Source organism: Nibrella saemangeumensis (genome assembly GCF_039541915.1).
GTDB lineage: Bacteria > Bacteroidota > Bacteroidia > Cytophagales > Spirosomataceae > Nibrella > Nibrella saemangeumensis.
On sequence record NZ_BAABHD010000073.1, the window covers coordinates 30,481 to 56,991 of the forward strand.

The 26,511-nt window shown below is 55.0% G+C and carries 7 protein-coding genes; all 7 read left to right on the plus strand.

Features of this window, described 5'->3' with window-relative positions:
• Positions 1-114: 114 nt before the first annotated feature.
• The 7 genes from ABD949_RS20605 (at position 115) to ABD949_RS20635 (ending at position 26,293) form a co-directional block, all read left to right on the plus strand.
• Positions 115-4,446 (plus strand): helix-turn-helix domain-containing protein, encoded by a 4,332-nt coding sequence (locus ABD949_RS20605; RefSeq protein ID WP_345246522.1) that lies wholly within the window; start codon positions 115-117, stop codon positions 4,444-4,446.
• A 147-nt stretch (positions 4,447-4,593) separates the two neighbouring features.
• Entirely contained in the window at positions 4,594-9,888 is a 5,295-nt protein-coding gene (locus tag ABD949_RS20610; RefSeq protein ID WP_345246524.1) for an immunoglobulin domain-containing protein, read from the plus strand.
• 209 nt (positions 9,889-10,097) lie between these two features.
• Positions 10,098-14,270, plus strand: coding sequence for a two-component regulator propeller domain-containing protein (locus tag ABD949_RS20615; protein WP_345246526.1), 4,173 nt, complete (start codon positions 10,098-10,100; stop codon positions 14,268-14,270).
• A gap of 127 nt (positions 14,271-14,397) precedes the next feature.
• Complete coding sequence (locus ABD949_RS20620; RefSeq protein WP_345246528.1) at positions 14,398-23,658, plus strand: choice-of-anchor Q domain-containing protein; 9,261 nt, start codon at positions 14,398-14,400, stop codon at positions 23,656-23,658.
• 158 nt (positions 23,659-23,816) lie between these two features.
• Positions 23,817-23,969 carry a helix-turn-helix transcriptional regulator gene (locus ABD949_RS20625; protein ID WP_345246530.1) on the plus strand — a complete coding sequence of 51 codons (153 nt, stop codon included), beginning with the start codon at positions 23,817-23,819 and terminating at the stop codon, positions 23,967-23,969.
• A 37-nt stretch (positions 23,970-24,006) separates the two neighbouring features.
• The gene (locus tag ABD949_RS20630; RefSeq protein WP_345246532.1) at positions 24,007-25,014 is read left to right on the plus strand and encodes a tRNA-dependent cyclodipeptide synthase; all 1,008 of its coding nucleotides are present in this window, start codon (positions 24,007-24,009) and stop codon (positions 25,012-25,014) included.
• Between the two features lie 85 nt (positions 25,015-25,099).
• Complete coding sequence (locus ABD949_RS20635) at positions 25,100-26,293, plus strand: 2-oxoglutarate and iron-dependent oxygenase domain-containing protein (RefSeq protein WP_345246534.1); 1,194 nt, start codon at positions 25,100-25,102, stop codon at positions 26,291-26,293.
• Positions 26,294-26,511: the final 218 nt, after the last annotated feature.

The window sequence follows — 26,511 nt, forward strand, 5'->3', positions numbered from 1 at the left end:
TCCTATATAGTACAAAATAGTCAAGTGCGGTATGAGTAGTTTCACTAAGCTTTTCCTGTTTATATTTAAGCTCTTGCAAGTTACAGGTAATCAGATGCTAACCGGAAGATAACGGTGAAACGCTTAGCCCTTGCTATCACGCTACTGCTTTCGTGTCGAACGTTGACTGACGCCCAGCCAGGTGAGGCCCGGCCAGGTGAGGCCCGGCCAGGTGAGGCCCGGCCAGGTGAGGCCCAACCCTACGCGGTTTCCGTGCAGCATTATGGGGTGGAAGACGGGCTGGCCAACCGGGAGGTGAATCACATCCTGCAGGACAAGCAGGGCTTTATCTGGATCGCGACCAAAGGCGGGTTGAGCCGCTTCGACGGGAAAACCTTCACCACTTACAACAAAGAGCGCAACGGCTTTGCCTTTGACAACATCCAGTTTATCGCCCAGGATGCGGAGGGGAAGCTGTGGCTGATGGCCATGCAAAAGCCCTGGGAGGTGATGATCTTTGACCCCCGGACCGGCCAGGCTCAAACCTTTGCCGAAAAAATTGACGAGAAACTCCCCCGGATTTTATCTCCAGGCGTCTCCGAGTTGGCTCCCGTGAGTAGCCCCGACGGTACCGTGTTTCTGACGGGCGGACACCAGCCGGCTTTGCTTCTGACCTATCACCCTAAAACAGGGCTTCGACGTACCCCGTTCCCCCAGTACAAAACCCTGGCGCTGGCTCATCCGACCCGGCACGGCACGGTTTGGGCCGTGGCCGATAATCACCTCATGGTCGAACTGACTGACGATGGGAGGGTCCTGCATCAATACGAACATTCGGTTCCTTACCTGACTGTTTTATTGGGCTCTACGGACAATGAGGGACCATTTTTTTACGCGGAATTTACGGGGACGTATCCGTTTCGGGCCGTCTACGGTATTGATGAGCAGGGAAACCGGCGGGAGTGGCCCAAACTGCTCTTGGGCGACATGTCCCGCTATCGGATTCCCGTTCCCCTCTATCTGCCTGCTTCGGGTCTGATCTGGGAAGGAACCCGGCTGATTGACCCGCAACGGGGCGTGCTGCTGGACCTGGCCCAACAGGGATACGGTGATGACATGGGTGGGCGGGGCATATACCGCGACCGCAGTGGACGGCTGTGGCTGGCGGGTAATTTTGGCGTCCACCAGGTCAAGCTTTCGCCCAGCCGCTTTAAGCGCTTGTTCCACGATGTCAATTACAAACCCGGTGAAGCGTCGGCGGTGCGGGGTATCCGGCTGATCGGCAACGACTTGTACGTCAACATTGAAGCCAAAGGGTTGTATAAGGCCGACCGGGCGGGGGGCAATCTCCGGACCCTCTTTACCATACCGGGCTTTGCGGCTATGTACGGGCTGGGGCAGGACCGGCAGGGGCGGCTGGTAGCGGGGGCCAATGGCCATTTCCTGCAGTCCGATACGGCCCGGCGGAACCTGCGAATGTATCCGCTGCCGGTGAATGCCCGCCAAAATCTGTGGACGCTCTATGCCTTCAGTGACACGCATCTGCTGGGCGGTTGTGAGCAGGGTCTGCGGCTGATCGAAGCCGCCACGGGTAAGGTGGATTTATTCCGGCAGTATAATCAGTTCTCCGAGCTGGCTGAGGCCCACGTGTTGCACATCGCCCCCGACCGGCAGGGTACCCTCTGGGTTTGTGCCAACACGGGGCTGTACACCTTCGATCCCCAGCGGGGCATTACCGCCCGCTACTGGAGCGGAGGAAAGGGCAACGACTACCTCCCCGCCGATAACATCCAGCATTTTTACCATGCGCCCGGCGGGCTGTTCTGGCTGGCCACGGCCGACCGGGGCCTAGTGCGCTGGGACCGCACCAGGGGACAGGTCCGCACCTTCCGGCGGGCCGATGGCCTCTCCAACGATAATATCTACGCCGTGTATGCCGACCGGCGCGGGAACTTCTGGCTCAGCAGCGACTACGGCATCATGCAGTTTAACCCCCGCCGGCAGACCACCCGGACTTACCTGGTCGAAGACGGCATTACCAACGCGGAGTTCAACCGGGTGGGGCATTTTCAGGATACCGACGGGCGGATTTACTTCGGGGGCCTCAACGGCATTACCACCTTCGACCCGCGTGATTTTGAGAATGAGAAGCCGCCGGAGCGCCCCCCGCTCTACCTCACGGCGTTCCGGCAACTGGACCCGGCGCAGGGGAAGGTGGTCGATAAAACGGCCGAGGTGTTGCAGTCGGGCCGGATCGAGATTCCGCCGGGCGATGCCGGCAGTGTGCTGGAGTTCGCCTTTCTGAACTTCGACGATGCCGTCCGCAACATTTATGCTTACCAGGTGGTGGGGCTGGGTGAGGGGTGGGTCACGCAGGCGGAGCCGACGCTGCGGCTGAGCAACCTGCCCTATGGCGAGTACCAGTTGCAGGTGCGGGCGCAGGCGGCCAACGGGCAGTGGTCGGCCAACACCCTAACGCTGGCGGTAACCGTTTTGCGGCCGTTTTACCTGCGTACCTGGTTTCTGGCTTTTTTCGGGGCGCTGCTGGCAGCAGGGGTCTGGGGCTGGTTGCGCTGGCGGACCTGGTCGCACACCCAGGAGCAGCAACGGCTTCAGGCCGAAATTAAACGGGCCACCGTTCGCATCGAGCAGGACAAGGAAACTATTGCCCGGCAGGCGGAAGCCTTGCAGGAGCTTGACCAGACCAAATCGCGGTTCTTCGCCAACATCTCCCACGAGTTCCGGACTCCGCTCACGGTGATTCTGGGCATGGCCGGCGAGCTGAAAGACAAAGCCGACCAGCCCCCGCAGCGACTCCGGCAGGTAGCCGGCCTCATCGAACGCAACGGCAGTAACCTGCTGCGGCTGATCAACCAGATTCTGGACCTCTCCAAACTCGAAGCCGGCGAGATGAAGCTGAAACCCATCCGGGCCGATCTGGTCAGTTTCATCCGGTACGTGGGCGAGTCGTTCCACTCGATGGCGAAGGCGAAAGAGGTTCAGCTGCATTTTCTGTCGGACCAGGAGACCTGCGAAGCCGACTTCGACAAAGACAAGCTGCAGGACATCATCGCCAACCTGCTGGGTAATGCCCTGAAGTTTACGCCCGTGGGCGGGGATGTCTATTGCCAGCTACGGGTGCAGAAGGACTGGCAGCCCCTGAGTCCGGAAGGTTTTTACGAGGAGCTGGTGCCAACCGAAGGGGTGAACGGCCCCTGGGTGCAGATCCGCGTCAGCGATACCGGTCCGGGCATCGAACCCGCCAGTCTGACACGGATCTTCGACCGGTTTTATCAATGGTCAGACGAGTCTGTCCGTAACCCGGCCGATGCGCAGGAAGGTGGTACGGGTATCGGGCTGGCATTGGTGCGCGAACTGGTCGGGCTGATGCGGGGCGGCCTGGCCGTACGGAATCGGGCCAATCCAGGCCGGGCCACGCTAGGCAGGAAAAAAGCCGGTGCCGAATTTGTGGTCAGCCTGCCCCTGACGCGCCGGCCTGACGTGGCCCGGCCTGGATTGGCCGAACCGGTGGCGATGCCGCCCCTGCTGGTCAGCCCGGATCGCAGCGACCTGGTCGAGCCAAGCGTGGCCCGACCGGCTCCGGCCGGGGCCGGCGATAAACCCGTATTGCTGCTGGTCGAAGATAATGAGGATGTAGCCTCCTACATCCAGGTATGCGTGCAGACCGATTATCAGGTAATCCGGGCCGAAAACGGGCAGATCGGGATAGATACGGCCATAGCGAACATGCCGGACCTTATTCTGAGCGATGTAATGATGCCGCTGAAAGACGGCTATACCCTCTGCGACACCCTTAAAAACGACGAGCGCACCAGCCATATTCCCATTGTGCTGCTTACAGCCAAAGCCGCCGTGAGCGACCGCATTGCCGGTTTACGGCGCGGGGCCGACGCGTATCTGGTCAAACCTTTTCTACGCGAAGAGTTGCTGGTGGTGCTGAGTAATCTGCTCCAGACACGCCGGTTGCTGCAACTGCACTACAGCCAGGTGGCGCTGGGCGGCAATCCGCTGGGCGGCACACCGCCGGGCCTCGATGGGCCAAGCCTCGAAAGGCTGGGCGGCAATCCGCCGGAGACTATTCCGCAAAATCCGGCTCCGGAGCCTCCGGTCGATGCCGTGGAAGATCAGTTTCTGATCCGGCTCCGGGAGGTAGTGGAGGCTCAACTGGGCAACACGGATCTTTCCGTCGACGACATCTGCCAGATGATTGGTATGAGCCGCACTGGCCTGCACCTGAAGCTGACGGCGCTCACGGGCATGTCGATCAGCCATTACCTCCGGAAGTTGCGCCTGCGAAAAGCGCAGGAATTGCTGTCGGCTTCCGGACTGAATATTTCCGAAGTAGCCTACGCCGTCGGCTTTGCCGACCCCCGCTACTTCAGCCGCGTCTTTGCCGAAGAATTTGGCATAACCCCCGGCAATTTTCGCCTGTCCAGCCGGGGCTGAACAATAGTCCACCTATTCGGAACAATAGTCCACATGGGCTGAACAATAGTCCACCTATTCAGAACATGGCTCCACATGGGTTTGGGCGAATTCAGGTAGACTTGTGAGGCTGTTTTGCTATGCGCTAAACCCAACAGCCCGTGTGTTATGAACCTGCTTTCTACCTCTTTGAAGCCGCCCCAACAGGTTGGTGAGCGTAGCTCCCGAACAGGCGGTGACCAATCCTACGGCACCGTTGTTTTCTACATTGGTTTCTTTAACGTGTTGCTTTTGTTTAGCCTGATGGCCTTAACCACCCAGGCGCAGACGGTCACCTGGACGGGCGCTACCAACACCGACTGGGCCACCGCCACCAACTGGACTCCAAACGCCGTACCGACAGCCTCCCATGATGTGGTGATTGCTAATGTGGCCACGGCCCCAACAATCAGTGCCTTGGCCATGGCTAAAACCGTAGAAGTGCAAACCGGAGGGGTACTGACCATTGCCGGTTCCGGGACGCTGGCGGTGAATGGGTCAAAGATCGTACCGGGCTATAGTTTTGGTACTACCATTGCTTTCGTTAACAACGGTACGGTCCAGAACAGTGGCCAGTTGCTTATCGGCAATGCCGCTAATGTGGGACAGAATGGCCTTTGGAACGCAGGCACTTTTAGCAACAATACCGGGGGAGAGATTCACATTGATAACGCCACGTTAAGGGGCTTGTACAACTTATCAGGTACGTTTGCCAATGCAGCCCGGGTGGTCATTGGCGGTACGGCTGGGGTGGGAAATACATCTGGTGTGGGGGGAGCCGGCCTTTGGAACGAGGCCACCTTCAACAACAATACCGGGGGCGAGATCCGGATTGATAACTGCACCTCCGGATTCAGGGGCTTGTTTAACCGACCAGGAAGTCTGTTTACCAACGCAGCCCGGATTGTCATTGGCGCTACCGCTAGTATAGGAAGTTATGGTCTTTGGAACGAGGCTACGTTCACTAACAACACCGGGGGCGAGATTCACATTGACCGCTCCACTGGGTCAGACTTGTTCAACTATGGTGGTAGCTTCACCAACAGTGCCAGGCTGATCATTGGGGCCGTCGCTAGTGTGGGCATTCAAAGTCTTGATAATCGGGCCACCTTCATCAACAGTAGCTGTGCCAGCCTGAGCCTGTTCGGTCCGGTATTCAATAACAATGCCCTGACCAATCAGGGATTATTAACGGTGAACACCACCCAGGTTCATACTGTCTATAGCTTAATCAACAACGGGGTAATTGCTTACCCCAAGGGTAACCCTATCCCCAATGTGACCAACAACATGCTCATAGCCCTTCCCCTCAGTACTACCTGTGGCCTAACGGCTAGTCCGGCCCTGCAGATCGCGACCAGTAATACGCTAGTGGTGGGTAGCACCTGGTACCAGAATGAGGCCTTAACCACGGTGGCCGGCGACTACAGCCCCAATACCTTTACGGCTACTAACCTGACGGCCGATGAGACCAATCCCGTCTTTTTCTCCGTCGCAGACCCCACCAGCATTTGTAGCTACACGGTATCGACTCCGCTTACCGTCAAAGCCGTCCCCGCAGCCAGCGTCAATCCTTCTTCGGCCACGCTGACCTGCGCCAATCCAACGCCTACGCTGACGGCCAGCGGGGGTGCCACCTATCTGTGGAATACGGGAGCCACCACAGCCGCCATCAGCGCTACCGTAGCCGCCACCTACTCCGTGACGGTCACAACCGCCAGCGGCTGCACAGCGGTTGCATCTGCTTCCGTCACGGGTAGCTGCACGACGTTTACCTGGACGGGGGCTACCAATAGTGACTGGGCCACGCCCGGTAACTGGAGCCCCAATACCGTTCCCACCGCCGATATTGATGTGTTCATCCCCAATACTACCAATAAACCTACCATCGGAGCCGGCACGGCCGCCCTGGTTCAAACGGTTGAATTACAACGAGACGCCATACTGACCATTGCCGGCTCCGCTACCCTTGCGGTGAACGGGTCAAAAGTTTTTTCTGCTAACACCACGAACACCTCGGCTTTCTTCAATGCGGGCACGGTAAACAACAACGGCTACTTGCTGATCGGCAACACAGCGGGGGTGGGAGAATTTGGTCTCTGGAACCGGGCTATCGTCAACAACAATACAGGAGGTGAGATCCAGGTTGATCGCTCTACATTAAGAGGCTTGCTGAACGATAACGGTACATTTACCAACGCCGGCCGGATTGTTATTGGCGCTAACGCCAGTGTGGGCCAAAGAGGCCTTCAGAACGTAGCTATCTTCAACAACAATGCCGGGGGCGAGATCCAGATTGACCGCTCCACCGTTATTGGCTTGTACAGCGAAGCCGGCGGCTTTACCAATGCAGGTCGGCTGGTGATTGGCGCTAACGCCAGTGTGGGGCAATATAGCCTGATTAATGATGGTTCCGTTACCAACACCAGTTGCGCTACGCTGGGCCTTTATAATGCCTTTATCAATCAGGCTACCTTTACCAATCAGGGGTTGATGACGGTGAACACAACGCAGGCTCACAGCAACACGGGGTTCACCAACAACGGTATCTTGGTTTACCCCCAGGGCAACCCCATTCCCAACGTGACTAACAACAAGTTGGTGGCCGCGCCAATAGCTACCTGTGGCCAGACCGCTACGCCCGCCTTGCAGATTGGGGGTAGTAACAACCTGACAGTGGGCAGTACCTGGTATCAGGATGCGGCCTTCACCACGGTGGCCGGCAGCTATAGTCCCAACACCTTTACGGCGAGCAACCTGTCGGCCGGTGGTCCGTATTCGGTGTATTTCACCATTAATGATGCGGCTAATGGCTGTAGCCGTACGGTATCTATCCCGGTCACGGTGATCGCAGCGCTCACCGCCAGCATTAGCCCCAACTCGCCAACGCTTAGTTGTAATTCCGCCGTAGCGCTGACGGCCTCGGGTGGGGACACCGGGGAGACGCTCTCCTACCTGTGGAGCACCGGCGAGACTACTGCTGTCATCAGCGCTACGGTGGCCGCTACCTACTCCGTAACCGTTACGGCCGCTAACGGCTGTTCCAGTACCGCCACGACAGTAGTGACCCAAACGGCACCTCATCCGGACTATGCAGCTCTGGTGGAATTATTCACTGCTACTAACGGCCCTGCATGGGTCAACAAATCAAATTGGCTCAACGGTTGTGACCCCTGTAGTGGCGGCTGGTATGGTATTACCTGCTCCGGCGGACGAGTGACACAGATATTCCTGCCCACCAATGGCTTAAGCGGTACCCTGCCCGGCAGCCTGACCGCTTTGTCGGGGTTGCAGGTTCTTAATCTCTTCAATAACCAAGTAACGGGCACTCTGCCGGAAAGCTGGAGTTCGTTAACCAACCTGAAGGATCTGAATTTGTCCGGCAATCAGTTTACGGGTTCTCTGCCGGAGAGCTGGAGTTCGTTAGCCAACCTGCAATTTCTCTTGCTTTCCGATAACCAGTTGACGGGCTGCTTTCCGGCTTCTTATTCGGTGTTCTGTAATCGCTATGCCGCTTTCGATGGTAATGAAGGCCTGCCCGGTGGCGGTAATTTCAATGCGTTCTGCACCACACGAAGCGGTCAATGTATCAGTTTGTCGGTTACCTTATCAACCAGCAGTTCGGCCGTTTGTACCGGTACCGGGGTTACCGTTACCGCCAATGTAGTTGGCGCATCGGGCACACCTGTCTACCAATGGTATAAGGATGGGGCTGTGCTGACAGACAATCCTTCAGCCACCAGCGAAAGCCTGATGATTAATTCGGTGCAGGCGTCTGATGCCGGCAGCTACTCGGTGGTAGTCACCGATGGTACCCAGAGCTTTACCAGTACGGCATTCACATTATCGGTGAATATGCCTGCCACTGCCGACATTACTGCCTCCACCAATGTATTGAGCTGCAGCACACCCACGGCAAGTTTAACTGCTACGGGAACAGGTACTTATCTGTGGAGCACCGGCGAGACCACGCAGGTCATCAGTGTGATGGTAGCGGGTACTTATTCTGTGACGGTTACGGCCGCTAACGGTTGTACCGCCACAGCGTCTGCCACCGTAATTGTCGATAACTCGGCATCGGCTCCGCAGATCGTCACTCAACCAGCCGCCACTTCCTCGGTCTGTGAAGGAGCCTCCGTAACGATTTTCATCACCGCTACCGGCCCCAGCCTTAAGTACCAGTGGTACAAGGACGGAACTACCCAGGCGGTTGCCGGAGCTAACTCGGCTACGTTAACGCTTACGAATACGCAGACGGCTCAGTCGGGTACGTATTTCTGCGTAGTGACCGGGCAGTGCGGCACGACGGTCATCCGTGTTGTATCAACTAGCTTTAGCTTAACTGTAAACGCTATTACAACCATTGTTACCCCATTACCGGCCAGCGCTACTGCCTGTACCGGGTCTGACTATACGGTAACCATTGAGGTGAATGGATCTAATCTGAAATATACCTGGTTTAAAGATGGAAAGCCGATAGCCGCACAGACATCGGCCACCTTGAGCCTGAGTAAGGTAAAACTCCAGGATGCGGGCAAATACACCTGCACCATCAGTGGCGACTGCGGCAGCGTTACCACTTCGGCGTTGCTACTCGCAGTTAGTCAGGGAGCCCTTATCACGACGCAGCCGCCGGCTAGTGTGGCAGCCTGCGCCGGTGGTACGGTAACCGCATCGCTGCAGGCTACGGGCCCCAATCTGCAATATCAATGGTTTAAAGATGGAACCGCCCAGGGTAATAAAGTAAAAGGGCAAACCTCCGCCACGCTGACACTCACTAAACTGTCAGCCAATCAAACGGGCACCTATTATTGTTTGGTCAGCGGTGATTGTAACAGTCTGACCGCTTCACCGGTAGTTGTAAGCCTGCTGGTGCCGACAACGATTACTACCCAGCCGGCCAGTGCCTCTACGGTTGCTACGGGGGCTACGGTTACGGTATTTGTAGTAGCTGGCGGCAGTAACCTGACGTACCAGTGGTTAAAAGATGGCAGCGCTATAATGGGTCAGACGTCGGCCACCCTAACGCTGTCTAGAGTGAGAACCAATGCCAGTGGGAGTTACACCTGTAGAGTAAGCGGGGGATGTGGTAATGTTACATCATCAGCTTTTAAACTGACTGTTCTAAACCTTGCCCGCCTGGCCATGACTGAAAATACAACCGCAGAAGGTATTCAGGTGCAAGTGTACCCCAATCCGGTGACGGAGGCACTACAGGTCGACATGCATAACCTCTATCAGCCGGCTAAGGTTGGTTTGATTGATTTGCAGGGCCGGATACGGGGACAGTGGTCGGTGGAGCCGGTGAACGGTGCCGGCCAGTTAAAAGCCCCGGTTACGCAGTTACCCGAAGGCTTGTACCTCTTGCAGGTAGAGACGGCAGACGGCGTACTGCACCGCCAGCGGGTGCTGAAACAGCGGTAACAACAGTCCGAATCCAGTAAATCCCGAGAGGCCGTTCTGCACACAGGCAGGGCGGCTTTCTTGGTCAGAATTACTCAGGATAACACTTTCCTGCTTATCTTTAAGCACTGACCAGTTGCGAGAGATCAGGGCTTAATACGAAGAGGACCGTGAGATTTACAGGCATTGCCTTCCTTATACTATTACTATTTTGTTGCCGGGCCTGGGTAGTGGCTCAGCCTTATACGGCCTCGGTGAAACACTATGGCCCGGAGCAGGGCTTATCGCATCGGGAAGTAAATGCTATTTTTCAGGATAAGCAGGGCTTTATGTGGTTTGGTACCCGGTTTGGCCTTAACCGCTTTGATGGCCTCAGGTTTACTACCTTCACCAGGGAGAAGAACGGGCTTGATTTCGATGACGTTCAGGCGATTGCCCAGGATGCCGATGGGCTGATATGGCTCATGGGGCCAAATGGCCAGACCCGCATTACCCTCTTTAATCCGCTGACAAATCAGGCCGTTTCGTTCGAAGAGAAGTTCAAAAAGAAGTTCGCTTCCCCTCCGACCGATATGGCGTTGCGGTTGTTTGGCAGCGCAGACGGCACCATCTTCTTTACCAGTCACCAACCTGCGGTGCTGGTCTCTTACCACCCCAAAACCGGTTTGCGTCAGGTGTCCCTGCCCCAGTTTGTAACGCTTACCGTTGAGCGGGTAACCACCCGGAATACTGTATGGGTCATAGCCGATAATCATATCCTGGTTGAACTGGCGGCCGACGGCCGTATTCTGCAGCAGTTTTCGCATCCAAAGCATGTTGTAAAGGTATGTTTCGGACAGGCTAACGCGGGTACGGAATTATTCTATTTTGCCGAGAATGAGCGAACCGGCTCCGGTTCTTTTTATAGTATTGATGAGTCAGGAAATCGCCGGGAATTGCCGTTTCCCTTCTTTAAATCTCTGCCCCAGTACACATCGCCGGTTTGTTACGCGTATGATCGGAATGGCCTGATCTGGGATGGAACCCATCTGCGGGATGTTCAGAAGGGTGTGGTGCTGGATGTGACGGGTCAGACCGAGCACGAGTCGATAACGAACCGGAGTTTTTATCGGGACCGGAATGGGCGTTTCTGGCTAGGGACCAGTTTTGGGATCTACCAGGTACGGGTGTCGGCCAACCATTTTCACCGCTTATTTTACGAAGCGTCAAATCAGGGGGAAAAGGTAGCGGCTGTTCGGGGTATTCAACGCATCGGGGATGAGGTTTATGCCAATCTGGAGAAGTTTGGTCTGTATAAATCCAGCCGCTTGGGTGGTACCAGTCAGGGGCTCTACGAAAAAAAAACCTTTGCCTCCATATACGGATTAAGTCCATCCATCCATGGGAAAGTATATGCCGGAGCCAAAGGTCAGTTAATCAAACTCAGCTTGCCGGCCCAGGCAAACACAAGTGTCCCGTTACCGGATGGCTGGATAATCTGGACATTTTACCCAACGAATGACAAACAGCTTTTGGCGGGAGGGCAAGGAGGCCTTTGGGTTATTCAGACCAGTAATGATCAAATAGAGCCCTTTAACCAATATAACCAGTTTACCGAACTGGCCACGGCTCATGTGTTGCATATCAGAGCCGACCGGCAGGGTACAATCTGGGTCTGCGCGAGTACCGGCCTGTATACCATCGATCCGGGCAGAGGGGTGACGGCCCGCTACTGGAGCGGAGGGAAAGGAGCATTTTATCTGCCGGCCGAAAATTATCAGCATTTCTATCAAGACCCGGAAGGTGTATACTGGCTCGCTACGGCCAACTCGGGCCTCATCCGCTGGGATCGGCGGCAAAATCAATTCCGGCAGTTCCGGCGCAACGAAGGCTTATCAAACGATAACATCTATGCCGTGTATCCCGATCGGCAGGGGCACCTCTGGCTGAGCAGTGACTACGGTATTATGCAGTTCGATCCGGTCCGGCTGACGACTCGGTCCTATTTTGTGGAAGATGGTATCACGCATAATGAATTTAATCGCATTGCCCATCATCAGGATAAGGATGGCCGGATCTACTTCGGAGGACTCAACGGCATTACCGCGTTCGATCCGCGTGATTTTCAAACCGAAAAGCCGGCCGCCGGGCCACCCCTTCGCATTACCTCGTTTCGACAGTACGACGATGCGGTGCAGCAGATTGTCGATAGAACCGAAGAGTTAATCACCAAAAACATCATCACGGTGGAGCCGGATGACCGGTCCAGTGTGCTGGAGTTTGCATTGCTGAATTATGCCAACGCCGAGAAGAACGTTTACGCCTATCAGTTCAGAGATATAGATACCGACTGGACCTATCAGACGGAGCCAACGTTGCGGCTCAGTAATCTCCCTTATGGAGACCACGAGCTGCTGATTAAAGCGCAGGCGGCCGACGGTCGCTGGTCGGCCAATACGCTTAAGGTAACGGTTACCGTACTCCGGCCGTTTTACCTGCGTGTGTGGTTTCTGATAACCCTTGCTCTGCTGGTGGGCGCAGGTGTATGGGCGTGGCTGCGCTGGCGGATCTGGCGGCATGAGGCTGCCCAAAAGCGGCTGGAAACCGAAATTTGGCAGGCCACGGCCCGTATTGCGCAGGACAAAGAAATTATTGAGCAGCAGGCAAAGGCCTTATTGCAGCTCAACGAGACCAAATCGCGCTTTTTTGCTAACATCTCCCATGAGTTTCGTACCCCCCTCACGGTCATTCTGGGCATGGCTGCCGAACTGGAGGCAGACAGGCCGGAGAATGAAGCCCAAAAACAGCGGCTGATTATGCAACAGGCAGCCGGGATGATCAGGCGGAACGGGACCAATCTGCTGCGGCTGATCAACCAGATCCTGGACCTTTCAAAGCTGGAAGCCGGTGAGATGCAGATCAAGCCAGTGCGGGCCGATCTGGTAGCCTTTATCCGCTACGTAGGCGAATCCTTCCATTCCATGGCCAGAGCCAGAGATATTCAGTTGCATTTTCTCTCGGAGGAAGAACGCTGTGAGGCCGACTTCGATAAAGACAAACTGCAGGATATTCTGACCAATCTGCTGAGCAATGCCCTGAAATTTACCCCCGCCGGTGGGCACATCTATTGCCAGGTAAAAGTCAGGAAGGAATGGTCTTCACTGAGTGCTCAGGGATACTATGAGGAACTGACACCAATTCAGCAGGCAGACGGTCCATGGATACAGATCAGCGTCAGCGATACCGGCCCCGGCATAGACCCCGCCAGCCTGCCTAATGTTTTTGACCGCTTTTATCAGGTGGGGCCGCCATCGGCCGGGCCACGAATGGCCGGGCCGCGTCAGGCGGATATGCAAACCGATTCGCAGACCGGGGGTACCGGTATCGGCTTATCGCTGGTGCGGGAATTGGTGCTGCTCATGCAGGGCGGACTAGCCGTTCGCAATCGACTGAAAAACGGGGCTGAATTTGTCGTCAGCTTACCCCTGACCCGTCAGGCCATGGTTGCCAACGAAGTAGCTGCTACCCCCGTACTGATCAGTCCGGACCGCCGTGCGTGGGCCGAGCCGGACCCGGCAGCTGCCGAAGCTAAGCCAGTGCTGCTGCTGGTGGAGGATAACGAGGATGTAGCCATTTATATACAGACCTGTGTGCAGGCTGATTATCAGGTAATCCGGGCCGAGAACGGGCAGGCCGGTATTGACCTGGCCCTTGAGAAAATGCCGGACCTGATCATCAGTGACGTGATGATGCCCCTCAAAGATGGTTTTGCCCTGTGCAATGAGCTGAAAAACGACGAGCGCACCAGCCACATTCCCATTGTGCTGCTGACGGCACGGGCGGCCGTGGATGACCGGCTAACGGGCTTACGGCGGGGTGCCGATGCCTACCTGGTGAAGCCGTTCCTGCGCGAAGAACTGCTGGTGGTGCTGAGCAACCTGTTGCAGACCCGTCGCCTGTTACAGATTCACTACAGTCAACTGGCGCTGGGTGGCACCCCGCTGGGCGGCACCCGGCCAGGAGTGGCCCCGCTGGGAGACACCCGGTTGGGTGTTGTTAAGGATCATCTGGCTGTGACCGCTGAGGAGGATTCGATGGAAGATGAATTTTTACGGAGGCTCCGGACAACGGTAGAAGCCCAGCTGGAAAATGTAGAGCTGTCCATCGACGATATTTGCCAGGTGGTGGGCATGAGCCGGGCCACCCTGCACCGCAAGCTGACGGCCCTGACGGGCCTGTCCATCAGCCGCTATCTGCGAATACTGCGCTTACGCAAAGCACAGGAGCTCCTGTCCTCCCCGGAACTCAATATAGCTGAAGTAGCCTATGCTGTAGGCTTTGGTGATCCCCGGTACTTCAGCCGGGTGTTTTCGGAAGAATTTGGTGTTTCGCCCGGTAGCTTCCGCCAATCGAACCAGCAATAAGCAGTTTTTCACCTTGCTGAAACAATAGTCCACCTTTTTGAGACTGTAGTCCACATCGTTCTCCGAGAGTTCAGGTAGAATTGCCTCTCCGGTTTAGTGTGTTCTCAACAGACATAAAGCGTGTGCTATGATTCTACCATCTACTACGATTAATCTTAAACGAATTAGCGGCTTTTGCCACAATCAATCTGTCATCAATAGGGCCTGTCTGCTGGTCCTGCTTCTTAGTATTTCCGTAGCGGCATCGGCCCAGGTCCGGTACGTGACGCCCAACGGAACGAACGCCAATCCGGCCAGCGCCACCAGTTGGGCCACGGCGACATCAGACCTGCAGGGTGCCATTAACTCCTTGGCGAGCGGTGAGGTATGGGTGGCGGCCGGTACATACAAGCCTACTACCACAACCAACCGCAGCATCAGCTTTCAGTTGAAGAATAATGTGGCCATCTACGGCGGCTTTGCAGGCAATGAAAACCTGCGGAGTGACCGGCCTGCTATAAACCTGACAACCCCTTCTTCCTCTACGCTCAGCGGGGACATTGGGGGAGTGGGCAACAAAGCCGACAACAGCTACCATGTCTTTTACCATCCTCAGTTCAATGGGCTGAATAATACGGCTATACTCGATGGCTTTGTCATTACTGGTGGTAATGCCAATGGCGCTGCGTCTCCGGATAATAGCGGAGGTGGTATGTACAACTTTGACAGTCAGGCGGTTCTGTTCAATTGTCTGTTCACCGGTAATACGGCTACCAATGGGGCAGGCATTTATAATACCGGCTTCTCCATGAGCCCCAGTATGACTAATTGTAGTTTTACGTCCAATACGGCAACCAATGGGGGTGGAATTTATAGTTCAGGGGTAGGTGGTTTCTTGACCAACTGTAGTTTTACCGGTAATACCGCCCAGCAATCCGGTGGGGGCATGTATTATGGCTCTCCCGCTAATCAGGTATCGCTGACAAACTGCAGTTTTAGCGCCAATACAGCTGCGGATGGCGGGGGGCTGTTCAACTCCAGTTCCAACCCATCGCTGACCGGCGCGAGTTTTACGGCCAATACAGCAACCAATGGCGGGGGTATGCATAATAATGGCGGCACCCCAAACGTATTTAACAGCACGTTTTCTGGTAACATAGCGGGGACTGGTGGAGGTATGTATAATACCGCATCTGCCAGTCCGGATGTGCGCGGCTGTACGTTTACGTCCAACACCGCTACGTCGAGTGGCGGAGGTATCCATAATAATGGGGCCAATCCGGGTTTGCAGGGCTGTACGTTTACGTCCAATACGGCAACCAATGGGGGTGGTATGGCAAATGCCGGTTCATCTCCCTCGATACAAACCAGTAATTTTAATACCAATACGGCTAGTTCGTCGGGTGGGGGTATGTTTAATTCCGGCTCCAGTCCAACGGTGTCCGCCTGTGGGTTTACGTCCAATACGGCAGTGAGTGGGGGAGGCATGAGCAATGCGAATAATTCCAGCCCATCGGTGACCAACAGTAACTTTTCCTCCAATACGGCAACCAGTGGTGGAGGAATGGCCAATATTGAGTCCAATCCGAATCTCGACAACTGCGGGTTTAATTCCAATAAGGCTACGAATGGCGGAGGAATGAGCAATAGCGTGTCCAATCCTAATGTGACCGGTTGCACATTTCTCTCTAATACGGCTACAGATGGGGGCGGGATGAATAATCTCTCATCCAGCCCGACACTTACCCGCTGTTATTTCTTCCTGAATTCAGCTTCAGCCGGGGGAGGGGGCATGTATAATCTAAGCAATGCCAACGCGAAACTGATCAGCTGTCGTTTCAGTAACAATACGGCTGCTGAGGGTGGCGGTATGTATAATTATCAAAGCAATCCCAGCCTGGTCAACGGTGAGTTTGTAGTCAATTCGGCCACGAATGGTGGGGCACTGTTTAATCGTACATCAGCCAGCCCAGGTCTGGTCAACTGTAGTATTGGTGCCAACGTGGCTACGGCTAATGGCGGGGCACTGTATAATTTGCCGGGGGCTGCTCCTGTCCTCGACAACTGTGTCGTCTGGGGAAACGGCAGTAACCCTATTTTTAACAGTAGTGCGTCGGTAACCGCCAATTACACCCTGTTCGATCCGGCGGCCAATACAATGTATAGCGGTTCCAATAACCTGATCAGCAGCGTTCTGCCGTTTGCCGGCAGCGAAGATCTGCGACTCAATACCTGCTCATCCGCGATCAATGCCGGTAATCCCGCCAGTACAACAGCCGTGAATGGGCCGTTCAATGCCACCACCCTGCCTCAAACGGATTTGGTAAACAATCCCCGTATCGTGGGGGGACGGGTGGATATAGGGGCTTATGAATACCAGAGTGCCAAAGGCAGTTGTACGACCATTGTGCGGTACGTTAAACCCACCGCCAGCGGTACCGGCGATGGCAGCAGCTGGGCCAATGCCTCCGGTGATCTGCAAGGAACCATTAACACCCTCTATGCACCTGAGGGGGCTGAGGTGTGGGTGGCGGCTGGTACATACAAGCCCACGAGCACGACCAACCGAAGCGTTAGCTTCCAGATGAAGAACAATGTGGCCATCTACGGCGGCTTTGTGGGCACCGAAACCGCCCGCAGCCAGCGGCCATCGGTCAACCTGACCACACCTTCCTCCTCAACCCTGAGCGGGGACATTGGGACAATAGGCAACAGTGCCGACAACAGCTATCATGTCATTTATCACCAATCAGGTCTGAACCTGAACAGCAGTGCTATGCTGGATGGCTTTGTCATCACCGGCGGTAATTCGGATAGTCGGGGTGGAGGTATGCTTAACGAACCCGGTTCCAGTCCGACAGTGAGTAATTGCCTCTTTATAGCCAACAACGCAGCTACGCTGGGGGGAGGTATAGCCAATCTGGACGCTTCTCCAAGGCTGGTCAGTTGTAGCTTTTCGGCTAATACGGCTTCGTTTGGCGGTGGAGCTATATATAATAGCAACTCCAGCCCGAGCATTGTCAATTCCAGTTTCAGCGCTAATTTATCCTCGGGTGGTTCTGGAGGAGCCATCAATAACGATGCCGGCTCTAACCCAAGCCTGGTCAATTGCAGCTTTAGCGCCAATACAGCCAGTAGTGGGGGAGCTTTCTCTAATTTAAATTCCAATCCGGTGCTGACCAACTGCCTGTTCTGGAACAATGGAGGCAGCAACACCTTGTCAAACATAAGTGGTACGCTAACAGCTAATTACAGCCTGTTTGAACCTGCGGTGACGGGCTACACCGGCACTAACAATGTCACCAGCAGTAATTTACCGTTTATTAACGGCAGCACGGTACAGCTCAATGGTTGTTCTTCCGCCATCAATGCCGGCGATCCCAGTAGTGCTACAGCAGCCAGTGGGCCCTATAGTGCAACGAACCTGCCTCAAACTGATCTGGCTGGTAATGCCCGCATTGTGGGTGGTCGGGTAGATATTGGAGCCGTGGAGTACCAGGGGGGGGCGGGTAACCTGACCGTATCAGCTGCGACCTCAGCCAGCAGCGTGTGTGTGGGTCAGGCCGTGAGTTTGTCGGCGACGGTTACCGGCGGCAGCAGCCTGAGTTATAGCTGGACGGCTCCGGCGGGTGCCAACCTGGGTAGCCTCAGTACCAACCCCACCAGCGCTACTATAGCAACGACCGGTCCGAAAGTGTTCACGCTGGTAGTAACTGATCAGACCAGCAATTGTACGGCCACCGCCAGTGTAACGATAACAGGCAGTGCGCAACCGGTTGCTGCCATCAGTCCCAGTTCAGCCACCCTCACCTGTGCCAATCCGAGTGTGAGTCTGACGGCCAGCGGAGGCAGCACGTACCTGTGGAGCACAGGGGCTACTACGCCGGTTATCAGTGTGAGCCTGGCGGGTACGTATTCGGTCACGGTGAGCAATGGGAGTAGCTGTTTCGCTACGGCCAGTCGGATGGTGGAGTCCAATTTTACAGCACCTACGGCGTTGATCAGCCCCACCGCTTATACATTGACCTGTGCCAGTGGGGCGGTGAGCCTGACGGCCAGTGGGGGCGGTACCTACCGTTGGGAGAACAATTCCACCAACCCGGTGCGGGGGGTGAGCAGTGCGGGTGTGTACTCGGTGACGGTGACGGCGGCCAACGGCTGCACGGCCACAACCAGTGTGACCATCAGTATCGATAATTCAGCGGCCACTGCTACCATCAGTCCTAGTTCGGCGACGGTGACCTGCGCCAGCCCGAGTGTGAGTCTGACCGCCAGTGGGGGCAGTACGTACCAATGGAGTACCGGGCAAACGACTGCGGTCATTAGTGTGTCCCCACTTACGACGACCATCTACTCCGTGACAGTGACCAATGCCAGTGGGTGTATCGCTACGGCCAGCCGGACAGTGGGCGTTAATCGAACGGCCCCAACGGCGATGATCAGCCCCAGTTCAGTCACCCTCACCTGCGCCAGTCCTTCGGTTAGTCTGACGGCCAGTGGCGGAGTGAGTTACCGCTGGGAAGATAACTCCACCAACCCGGTGCGGACTGTTAGCAGTGCCGGCGTTTACTCGGTAACGGTGACGGCGGCTAATGGCTGCACGGCCACGGCCAGTGTAACCGTGAGTCCTTCGGTGTCCTGTTTTCTCGTGCGGTATGTTAAGCCTACAGCCAGTGGCACGGGCGACGGCACCAGTTGGGCCAACGCGTCTGCCGATCTGCAGGCCATGGTTAATGCCCTTGCCGGCAATACCGCAGGTGGTGAAGTATGGGTAGCCGGGGGTACCTACAAGCCTACAGCCACCACCGACCGCACCATCAGCTTTAACATGCGCAATAATGTGGGTATTTATGGGGGCTTTGTGGGTACGGAAACAAACCGTAGCGAGCGACCTCTGGTCAGTCTTACCACGCCTTCCTCGTCCACCCTCAGCGGAGATATTGGTACCGCAGGCGTGATCACGGACAACAGCTTCCATGTAATTTATAACCGATTCAACACCAATCTGAACAGTACTGCCATTCTGGATGGATTTGTCATCACGAGGGGCAATTCGGATGCTGGGGGCGGTGGCATGCTCAATGAAATTGCCAGTCCCAGTGTAAGTAACTGCTTATTTACGGCCAATGGCGCTGCCACTGCGGGTGGGGGTATGGCCAATCTGGATTTGTCCAATCCCGCATTGGTTAACTGTAGCTTCAGCGCCAATACCGCTGCTTTTGGGGGCGGTGGTCTGTTTAACACTGGTTCTAGTCCGACGCTGACAAACTGTAGTTTTACCTCCAATACGGCGACCTCTGGTTCTGGCGGAGGCATATATAATGAATCGGCCTCTAATCCCGTTCTGGCCAACTGTAGTTTCATCGCCAACTCGGCTACTTTTGGCGGTGGAGTCGGTAATTTATCATCCAGTCCGCGACTGGTCAACTGTAGCTTTAGCGCCAATTCAACAACGTCTGGTTTGGGTAGGGGAATGTTTAATGATTCATCTAATCCTACTTTGGCCAATAGTGTGGTTTGGGGCAATGGTGGGAACAACACCTTCCTGAATGTAACAAGTGGTTCGATAGTTGCCAGTTACTCCCTTTTTGAAACTGGGGTCAATGGCTATACTGGCTCTAACAACCTCACCAACAGCAGTTCTCCTTTTGTCGGCAGTAGTAATGTACAGCTTAATGGTTGTTCTTCCGCCATCAATGCCGGTGATCCCGCCAGTGCTACGGCCCTGAGCGGTCCTTACAGTGTGACGGCTCTGCCCCCAACGGATCTGGCCGGCAATGTCCGCATCGTGGGCGACCGGGTGGATATAGGCGCTTTCGAGTATCAAGGTGTAGCCGGTAATGTGGCGGTTTCGGTCACGGTTTCGGCCAACAGTGTCTGTTTAGGTCAGGCCGTGAGTTTGTCGGCGACGGTCACCGGAGGCAGCAACCTGAGTTATAGCTGGAGTACACCGGCAGGAGCAGACCTGAGTAGTCTCAGCACCAACCCCACCAGCGCTACCCTATCAACGGCTGGTCCCAAGGTATTTACCGTGGTAGTGACCGACCAGGCCAGCAGTTGTACGGCCACGGCCAGTGCGACCGTGACGGGCAACGCGCAACCTGTGGCCAGCATCAATCCCAATTCGGCTACGCTCTCGTGTGACAGTCCGAGTGTGAGTCTGACGGCCAGCGGTGGCAGCACGTACCAGTGGAGCACGGGAGCCACTACCCCGGTTATCAGTGTAAGCCTGGCCGGTACCTATTCGGTGACGGTGGCTAATGCCGGCTGTACCGCCACGGCCAGTGCAGTAGTAAGTGGTGCTGCGGGCGATTGCCTCTTTGTTCGGTATGTCAAGCCTTCAGCTAGCGGCACGGGCGACGGTACCAGTTGGGCCAATGCCTCCGGGGATTTGCAAGCCATGATCAATGCCGTAGCCACCAATACGAGCGGTGGTGAAGTATGGGTAGCGGCTGGTACCTACAAGCCGACAGGTACGACCAACCGCAGCATTAGCTTCCAGATGAAGAACAATGTGGCCATTTACGGCGGCTTTGCGGGCACCGAAACCGCCCGCAGCCAGCGACCGCCGATCAACCTGACCACGCCTTCCTCGTCTACCCTCAGCGGGGACATTGGTGCCGTAGGCAACAGTACCGACAACACGTACCATGTGATACATAACCAGTTTGGCTCGAACCTGAATAGCACCGCTATGCTGGACGGGTTTGTCATCACCGGCGGCAATTCGGATAGTCGGGGTGGAGGTATGCTTAACGAACCCGGTTCCAGTCCGACGGTGAGTAACTGCAGCTTTGTGGCCAACAACGCGGCTACCCTGGGGGGGGGGATAGCTAATCTGGGCGCTTCTCCCAGACTGGTCAACTGTACCTTCTCGGCTAATACGGCTGCTTTTGGCGGTGGGGCTATGTATAACAGCAACTCCAGTCCGAGCATTGTCAATTCCAGTTTCAGCACCAACTCAACGCCTGATAGCGGAGGAGGTATATACAATGGTGATGGCTCTAATCCAAACCTGGTGAACTGTAGCTTTAGCGGTAATTCAGCCAGCGGTGGGGGGGCACTCTTCAATTTTAACTCGAATCCGGTGCTGACCAACTGCCTGTTCTGGAACAATGGCGGCAGCAACACATTGTCAAATATAAGCGCTACGCTAACGGCTAATTACTCTCTGTTTGAGCCTGCGGTCAGCGGCTATACCGGCACCAACAACGTCACCAGCAGCAGTTCACCTTTTGTCGGCGGCAGCACGGTACAGCTCAATGGTTGCACTCCCGCCATCAATGCCGGTGATCCCAATAGTGCTACGGCCCTGAGCGGTCCTTACAGTGTGACGGCCCTGCCCCAGACCGATCTGGCCGGCAATGCCCGCATCGTGGGTGGCCGGGTGGATGTTGGTGCTGTCGAGTATCAAGGAGTAGCAGGCAATCTAGTCGTGTCAGCTACAGCCTCAGCCACCAGTGTGTGTGTAGGTCAGACCGTGAGTTTATCTGCGACGGTTACCGGAGGCAGCAACCTGAGTTATAGCTGGACTGCTCCGGCGGGGGCAAGCCTGAGTAGCCTCAGTACCAACCTGGTTACGGCTACCATCACAACGACTGGTCCAAAAGTATTCACGCTGGTGGTGAGTGATCAGACCAGCAATTGCACGGCCACGGCCAGTGTAACGGTGACGGGTAACGCACTGCCGGTGGCGGTGATCAATCCCAGCTCCGCCACGCTGACCTGTGCCAGTGGGTCAGTAAGCCTGACGGCCAGTGGGGGCATCAGCTACCGCTGGGAAGACAACTCCACCAGTGCCTTTCGGGTAGTGAGCAGTGCGGGGGGGTACTCGGTGACGGTGACAGCGGCCAACGGCTGCACGGCCACAACCAGTGTGAGCATCACAGGAGACAACAGTGTGCCGGTGGCCGTGATCAGTCCCAGTTCTGCCACGCTGACTTGCGCCAATCCGAGTGTGAGTTTAACGGCATCAGGCGGGGTAAGCTACCGCTGGAGTACGGGAGCCACCACGGCAGTGCTGCCAGTGAGTGTGGCGGCTATCTACTCGGTGACGGTCACTTCGGCCAATGGCTGCACGGCCACCACCAGTGTGACTATCAGTGGAGACAACAGTGTGCCGGTGGCCGTGATCAGTCCCAGTTCGGCCACGCTGGCTTGTGCCAGTGGGGTAGTGAGCCTGACAGCCTCGGGTGGATTGAGTTACCGCTGGGAGGACAATAGCACTAGCGCGGTGCGGACCATTAGCAGTGCGGGGGTATACTCGGTGACGGTCACTTCGGCCAATGGCTGCACGGCCACCACTAGTGTGAGCATCACAGGGGACAACAGCGTGCCGGTGGCGCTGATCAGTCCCAGCTCGGCGACCTTGACTTGCACCAGTGGGGTGGTAAGCCTGACAGCCTCGGGTGGAGTGAGCTACCGGTGGGAGAACAACTCCACCAGTGCGGTGCGGACCGTCAGTGCAGCTGGGGTGTACTCGGTGACGGTAACGGCAGCCAATGGCTGCACGGCCACCACCAGTGCTCTGGTAGATGAAAATAAAACCCCGCCTGTGGCAAGCATTAGCGCTTCGGCAACAGCCGTCAGTGCAGGGCAGTCGGTGACTCTGACGGCTACTGGTGGAGCCACCTATGCGTGGAGTACGGGAGCCAACGGCAGTACCATCACCGTTACTCCGCAAACGGGCACGACTGTTTACTCGGTGACCGCTACCAATGGTGGGGGTTGTTCCGGCACCGCTTCGGTCAGCATTGTTGCTACGGGTGCAAATTCGGTTGTAGGGCCTGCGAGCCTGTGCGTGAAGACAAGTCCGCCAGCCAGGGAAGAGATAAGTCTGCCAATAACCATGACGGTGGTGGCTGCCCCAGGGTCTTATGATTATAGCTGGTCGTACAAAGCGCCTAAGTCGACCAATTATAAATCGATAGAAACGGGTGGTACAGCCATTGGAAAGGTTGAGTTTGTGCCGGTGGCGGGAGAACCCAGTATAGCTATTAAGGGAACGAAGGGCAATCTGAACGGTTTACAGGGGTATGTGATCCGGCTGACGGTGACACTGAACGGTAATTTGATAGGTAGTGCAGAAACGCTGCTGGATGCCAGTTGCGCGTTTGGCAGCAGCAACACCCGGCAGGGGGTATTTACGGCAGAGCAAGTGGAGGTACTGTTGTATCCGAACCCAATGGTAGAGGTCTTGCAGGTAGACATTCGGGGCATACATCAACCGGTTAAGGTGAGTCTAATTGATCTGAAGGGTCTTCGGCAGGGGCAATGGACGGTGGAGCCTGTAGAGGGTATGGGCCAGTTGAAGACTTCGGTAAGTGGTTTATCTGCAGGGATGTATTTGCTGCAGGTAGAGACCGCTGAGGGTGTATTGCATCGTCAGCGGGTACTCAAGCACCGCTGATGCCCGGATACGTTTTTAAAGCAGAGGAGGCCGTCCTGCTAGGTCAGGACGGCCTCCTCTGTTCTGTAATGTCCTGTTCTGTCTAAAGTAGTTTTTTTACATATCTCAAGTGTCTTGCTGACGGCTCGGGTAGTTGTGAGAGACCACCTTGCGGGCTTATGGCGCGTTGCAAATTATTACCTGGAAAACTGTTCCTGCGAGAAGAACTGCTTGTGGTACCAGGCTTTGCCGATCCCCGCTACCTGAGCCGGGTATTTACGGAAGAATTTGGCGTTTCGCGCGGTAGTTTCCGCCAATTGAGCCAGCCGTAAGCAGAATTTTGCCTTGGTGAAAAAATACTCCACGTTTTTGAAACAACTCTCCACCTTTTTAAAACAATACTCCACCTCGTTCTTGACAATTAACGGTACACTTGCCAAATATTCTTCATCTATTATCTACAGAAACAATAAGTGTACCATGGGTCAAGTTTCTGCTTCATTTAAGCCGATCCGTCCGGATTCTTTCCATAATTCAGACGTAGAACCTGCCTATTTTAATATTCCTGATCTAACCCTACCAAGTGCAGACTATTTTTACTACGATCACTATGGTTCTGAAGGACTGGAAGGTAGATTTAGTATACTTCCGTTAAGCCATTCACGAGCCTTGCGAACAGGTCTTGACCTATTGAGCCAACAACCTCTTGTGCTCTTCGGTATAAGTCCTGGAAATGCCTTCTTTACACGAAAGCGGATCGAAATAGCCGTTTGTGGCATGGCTCAACTCTTTGGGGAGGTTGCAATTGTGGTTCCGGGTCCAATTTCTGCGCATACCTACAGGGCGCTCGGATACGGTGAGGAAAAAGTCGCGACTAAGGTAAGGACGGAAGGCCAGAATATCAGGAATCGTTGTTTACGGGCAATGGAACGCGCCCAAATTGAGAATCCATTAGCCAAGCTACGGATTCTCGACTGGGAGCGTGACATTGAATCACTGCCAGGCTATTGGGATGCTTATGCCGATGTTTGTCGGCTCTTTAATACCAATGAACAGTTTCAGAAAGCGGTACTCGACAAGGGTTATTCAGTGCTTAGTGCGAAACTCAGTGAAGACACCATCACACCGACTGCAGTACGCGAATGTGTCGAATATCTTTTAAAAGAATTTGCTTACCTGATGCTTTGTCGCGCTGCATCGGGCAAGGATCTGGTCATTCCTTACCATCAGGACTTTGCATTGGGACAAGGTTTTTGTGATGGCGAATATCAGGACCCGCTGCCTGGTATCGGCTGGCTTATCTTCAAAATCGAACTCGTTGGCGAGTCCAGCGTATTGGATTACGGAGCAAAGGATTTAATGGTTGGCCCTGCTTAGTAGATATTTTATACTAAGAAAGGTAGTATAATCAAATTATAAACGGATTGTCCCAGCTAATGTCACACTACCCAATTGATACTTTATGCAAACTGAGCTAAAGAAAGAACACGAAAACTGGGATTTCAGCGCCCGGCAACACAGCCAGCTGAACTGGTACGCGGAGACAGATGCCCCTCCTGGTGTTCCAGTCATCGACCTCTCCATCTTGCGTGGTGCTGAAGGAGCCGGTGAAAGGCAAAGAGCCCTGGATGCCTTGCGGGAAGCCGTTACGAAATCTGGATTCTTTTACGTGAAAAATTACGGCATTACCGACAAAGAAATTGAGGCTATATCTAACGCCACCCGTGGATTCTTTGGTCATCCAGAGGATTATAAGCAGGCTTTCGACCGGCATGAGCAGGTACGGGGCTATACTGGTTATAGATTGGAGAGCACTGCCAGATTCTTCGGTACCGGTCAGGGAAAAGACCTGTGTATGAAGTATACGATGGGGCCGGAATTGTCGCCCGAAGAAGTGCGTGAACGAATTACATCTGAGGAGGATATAGCCTCAAACGCTTACTCTCCAAATATCTTTCCCGACGCTGGTTTTAGGGACGCGTGGGTTAACTACTATGAACGTATACATCGCACCTCCCTCGACCTGCTGGAGGCTATGGGGGAAGCACTGAATCTTTCCCCTGAGAGCAGGAGTGTATTAAGCGAGATGCTTATTGAAAAAAGTTGCGGAGAGCTTAGATTCTTCCAATATCCGGATGTGCCTCTCAATGCATGTGCAGATGTGCCTGGTAACGGTACGGATCGCATGGCGGCTCATTTTGATATGGATGTTATTACACTCCTGTATCAAACCCCGTGCGAAAATGGTTTTATTAGTCTTGAGGCCCTGATTGGTGATGAATTTGTTAAAATTCCGGCTATACGCGGCACACTGGTGGTGAATCTTGGGGAAGTACTCCGATTACTGATGGGTAACTTCATTAAGGCGACGATACATCGTGTCGTGCGGCCCCCGCAACGTTATCATCTTGGAAGTGCTCGTGACGTTCTCGTCTTTTTTCAGGCACCTCCACTTAATGCACGACTACGGCCCCTCTTACTAGAGCCAGGGGTAGGCAGCGATACTATTTTCGACCAACTTTACCGCGAGGCAGGTGGAATCGGCTATGTAACATTCTCTCAACTTCGGGCACGCCTGTTCGGTGAATTCATCCGGCACATGGAAGTGTCTGATGCTAAACATGAGTCTGATGCACATCTGTTTTCAAAACAATAACAGTTTACAGGTTTGCCGAATGAGCAAAACTTAAAATTCATGAGTTGGAAACAGCCAACGGGGTGCTGCACCGTCAGCGCGTGCTCAAGCATCAGTAATATGTAAAACTGGTTTGAGAAACGGTTCAATTAATTACACTCATCCGATAGGAGGTTCGCTCAGTTGAAGATGGTCTGTAAGTCGAAAACCTTTACATTGCTGAATAATCAGCACTTGAC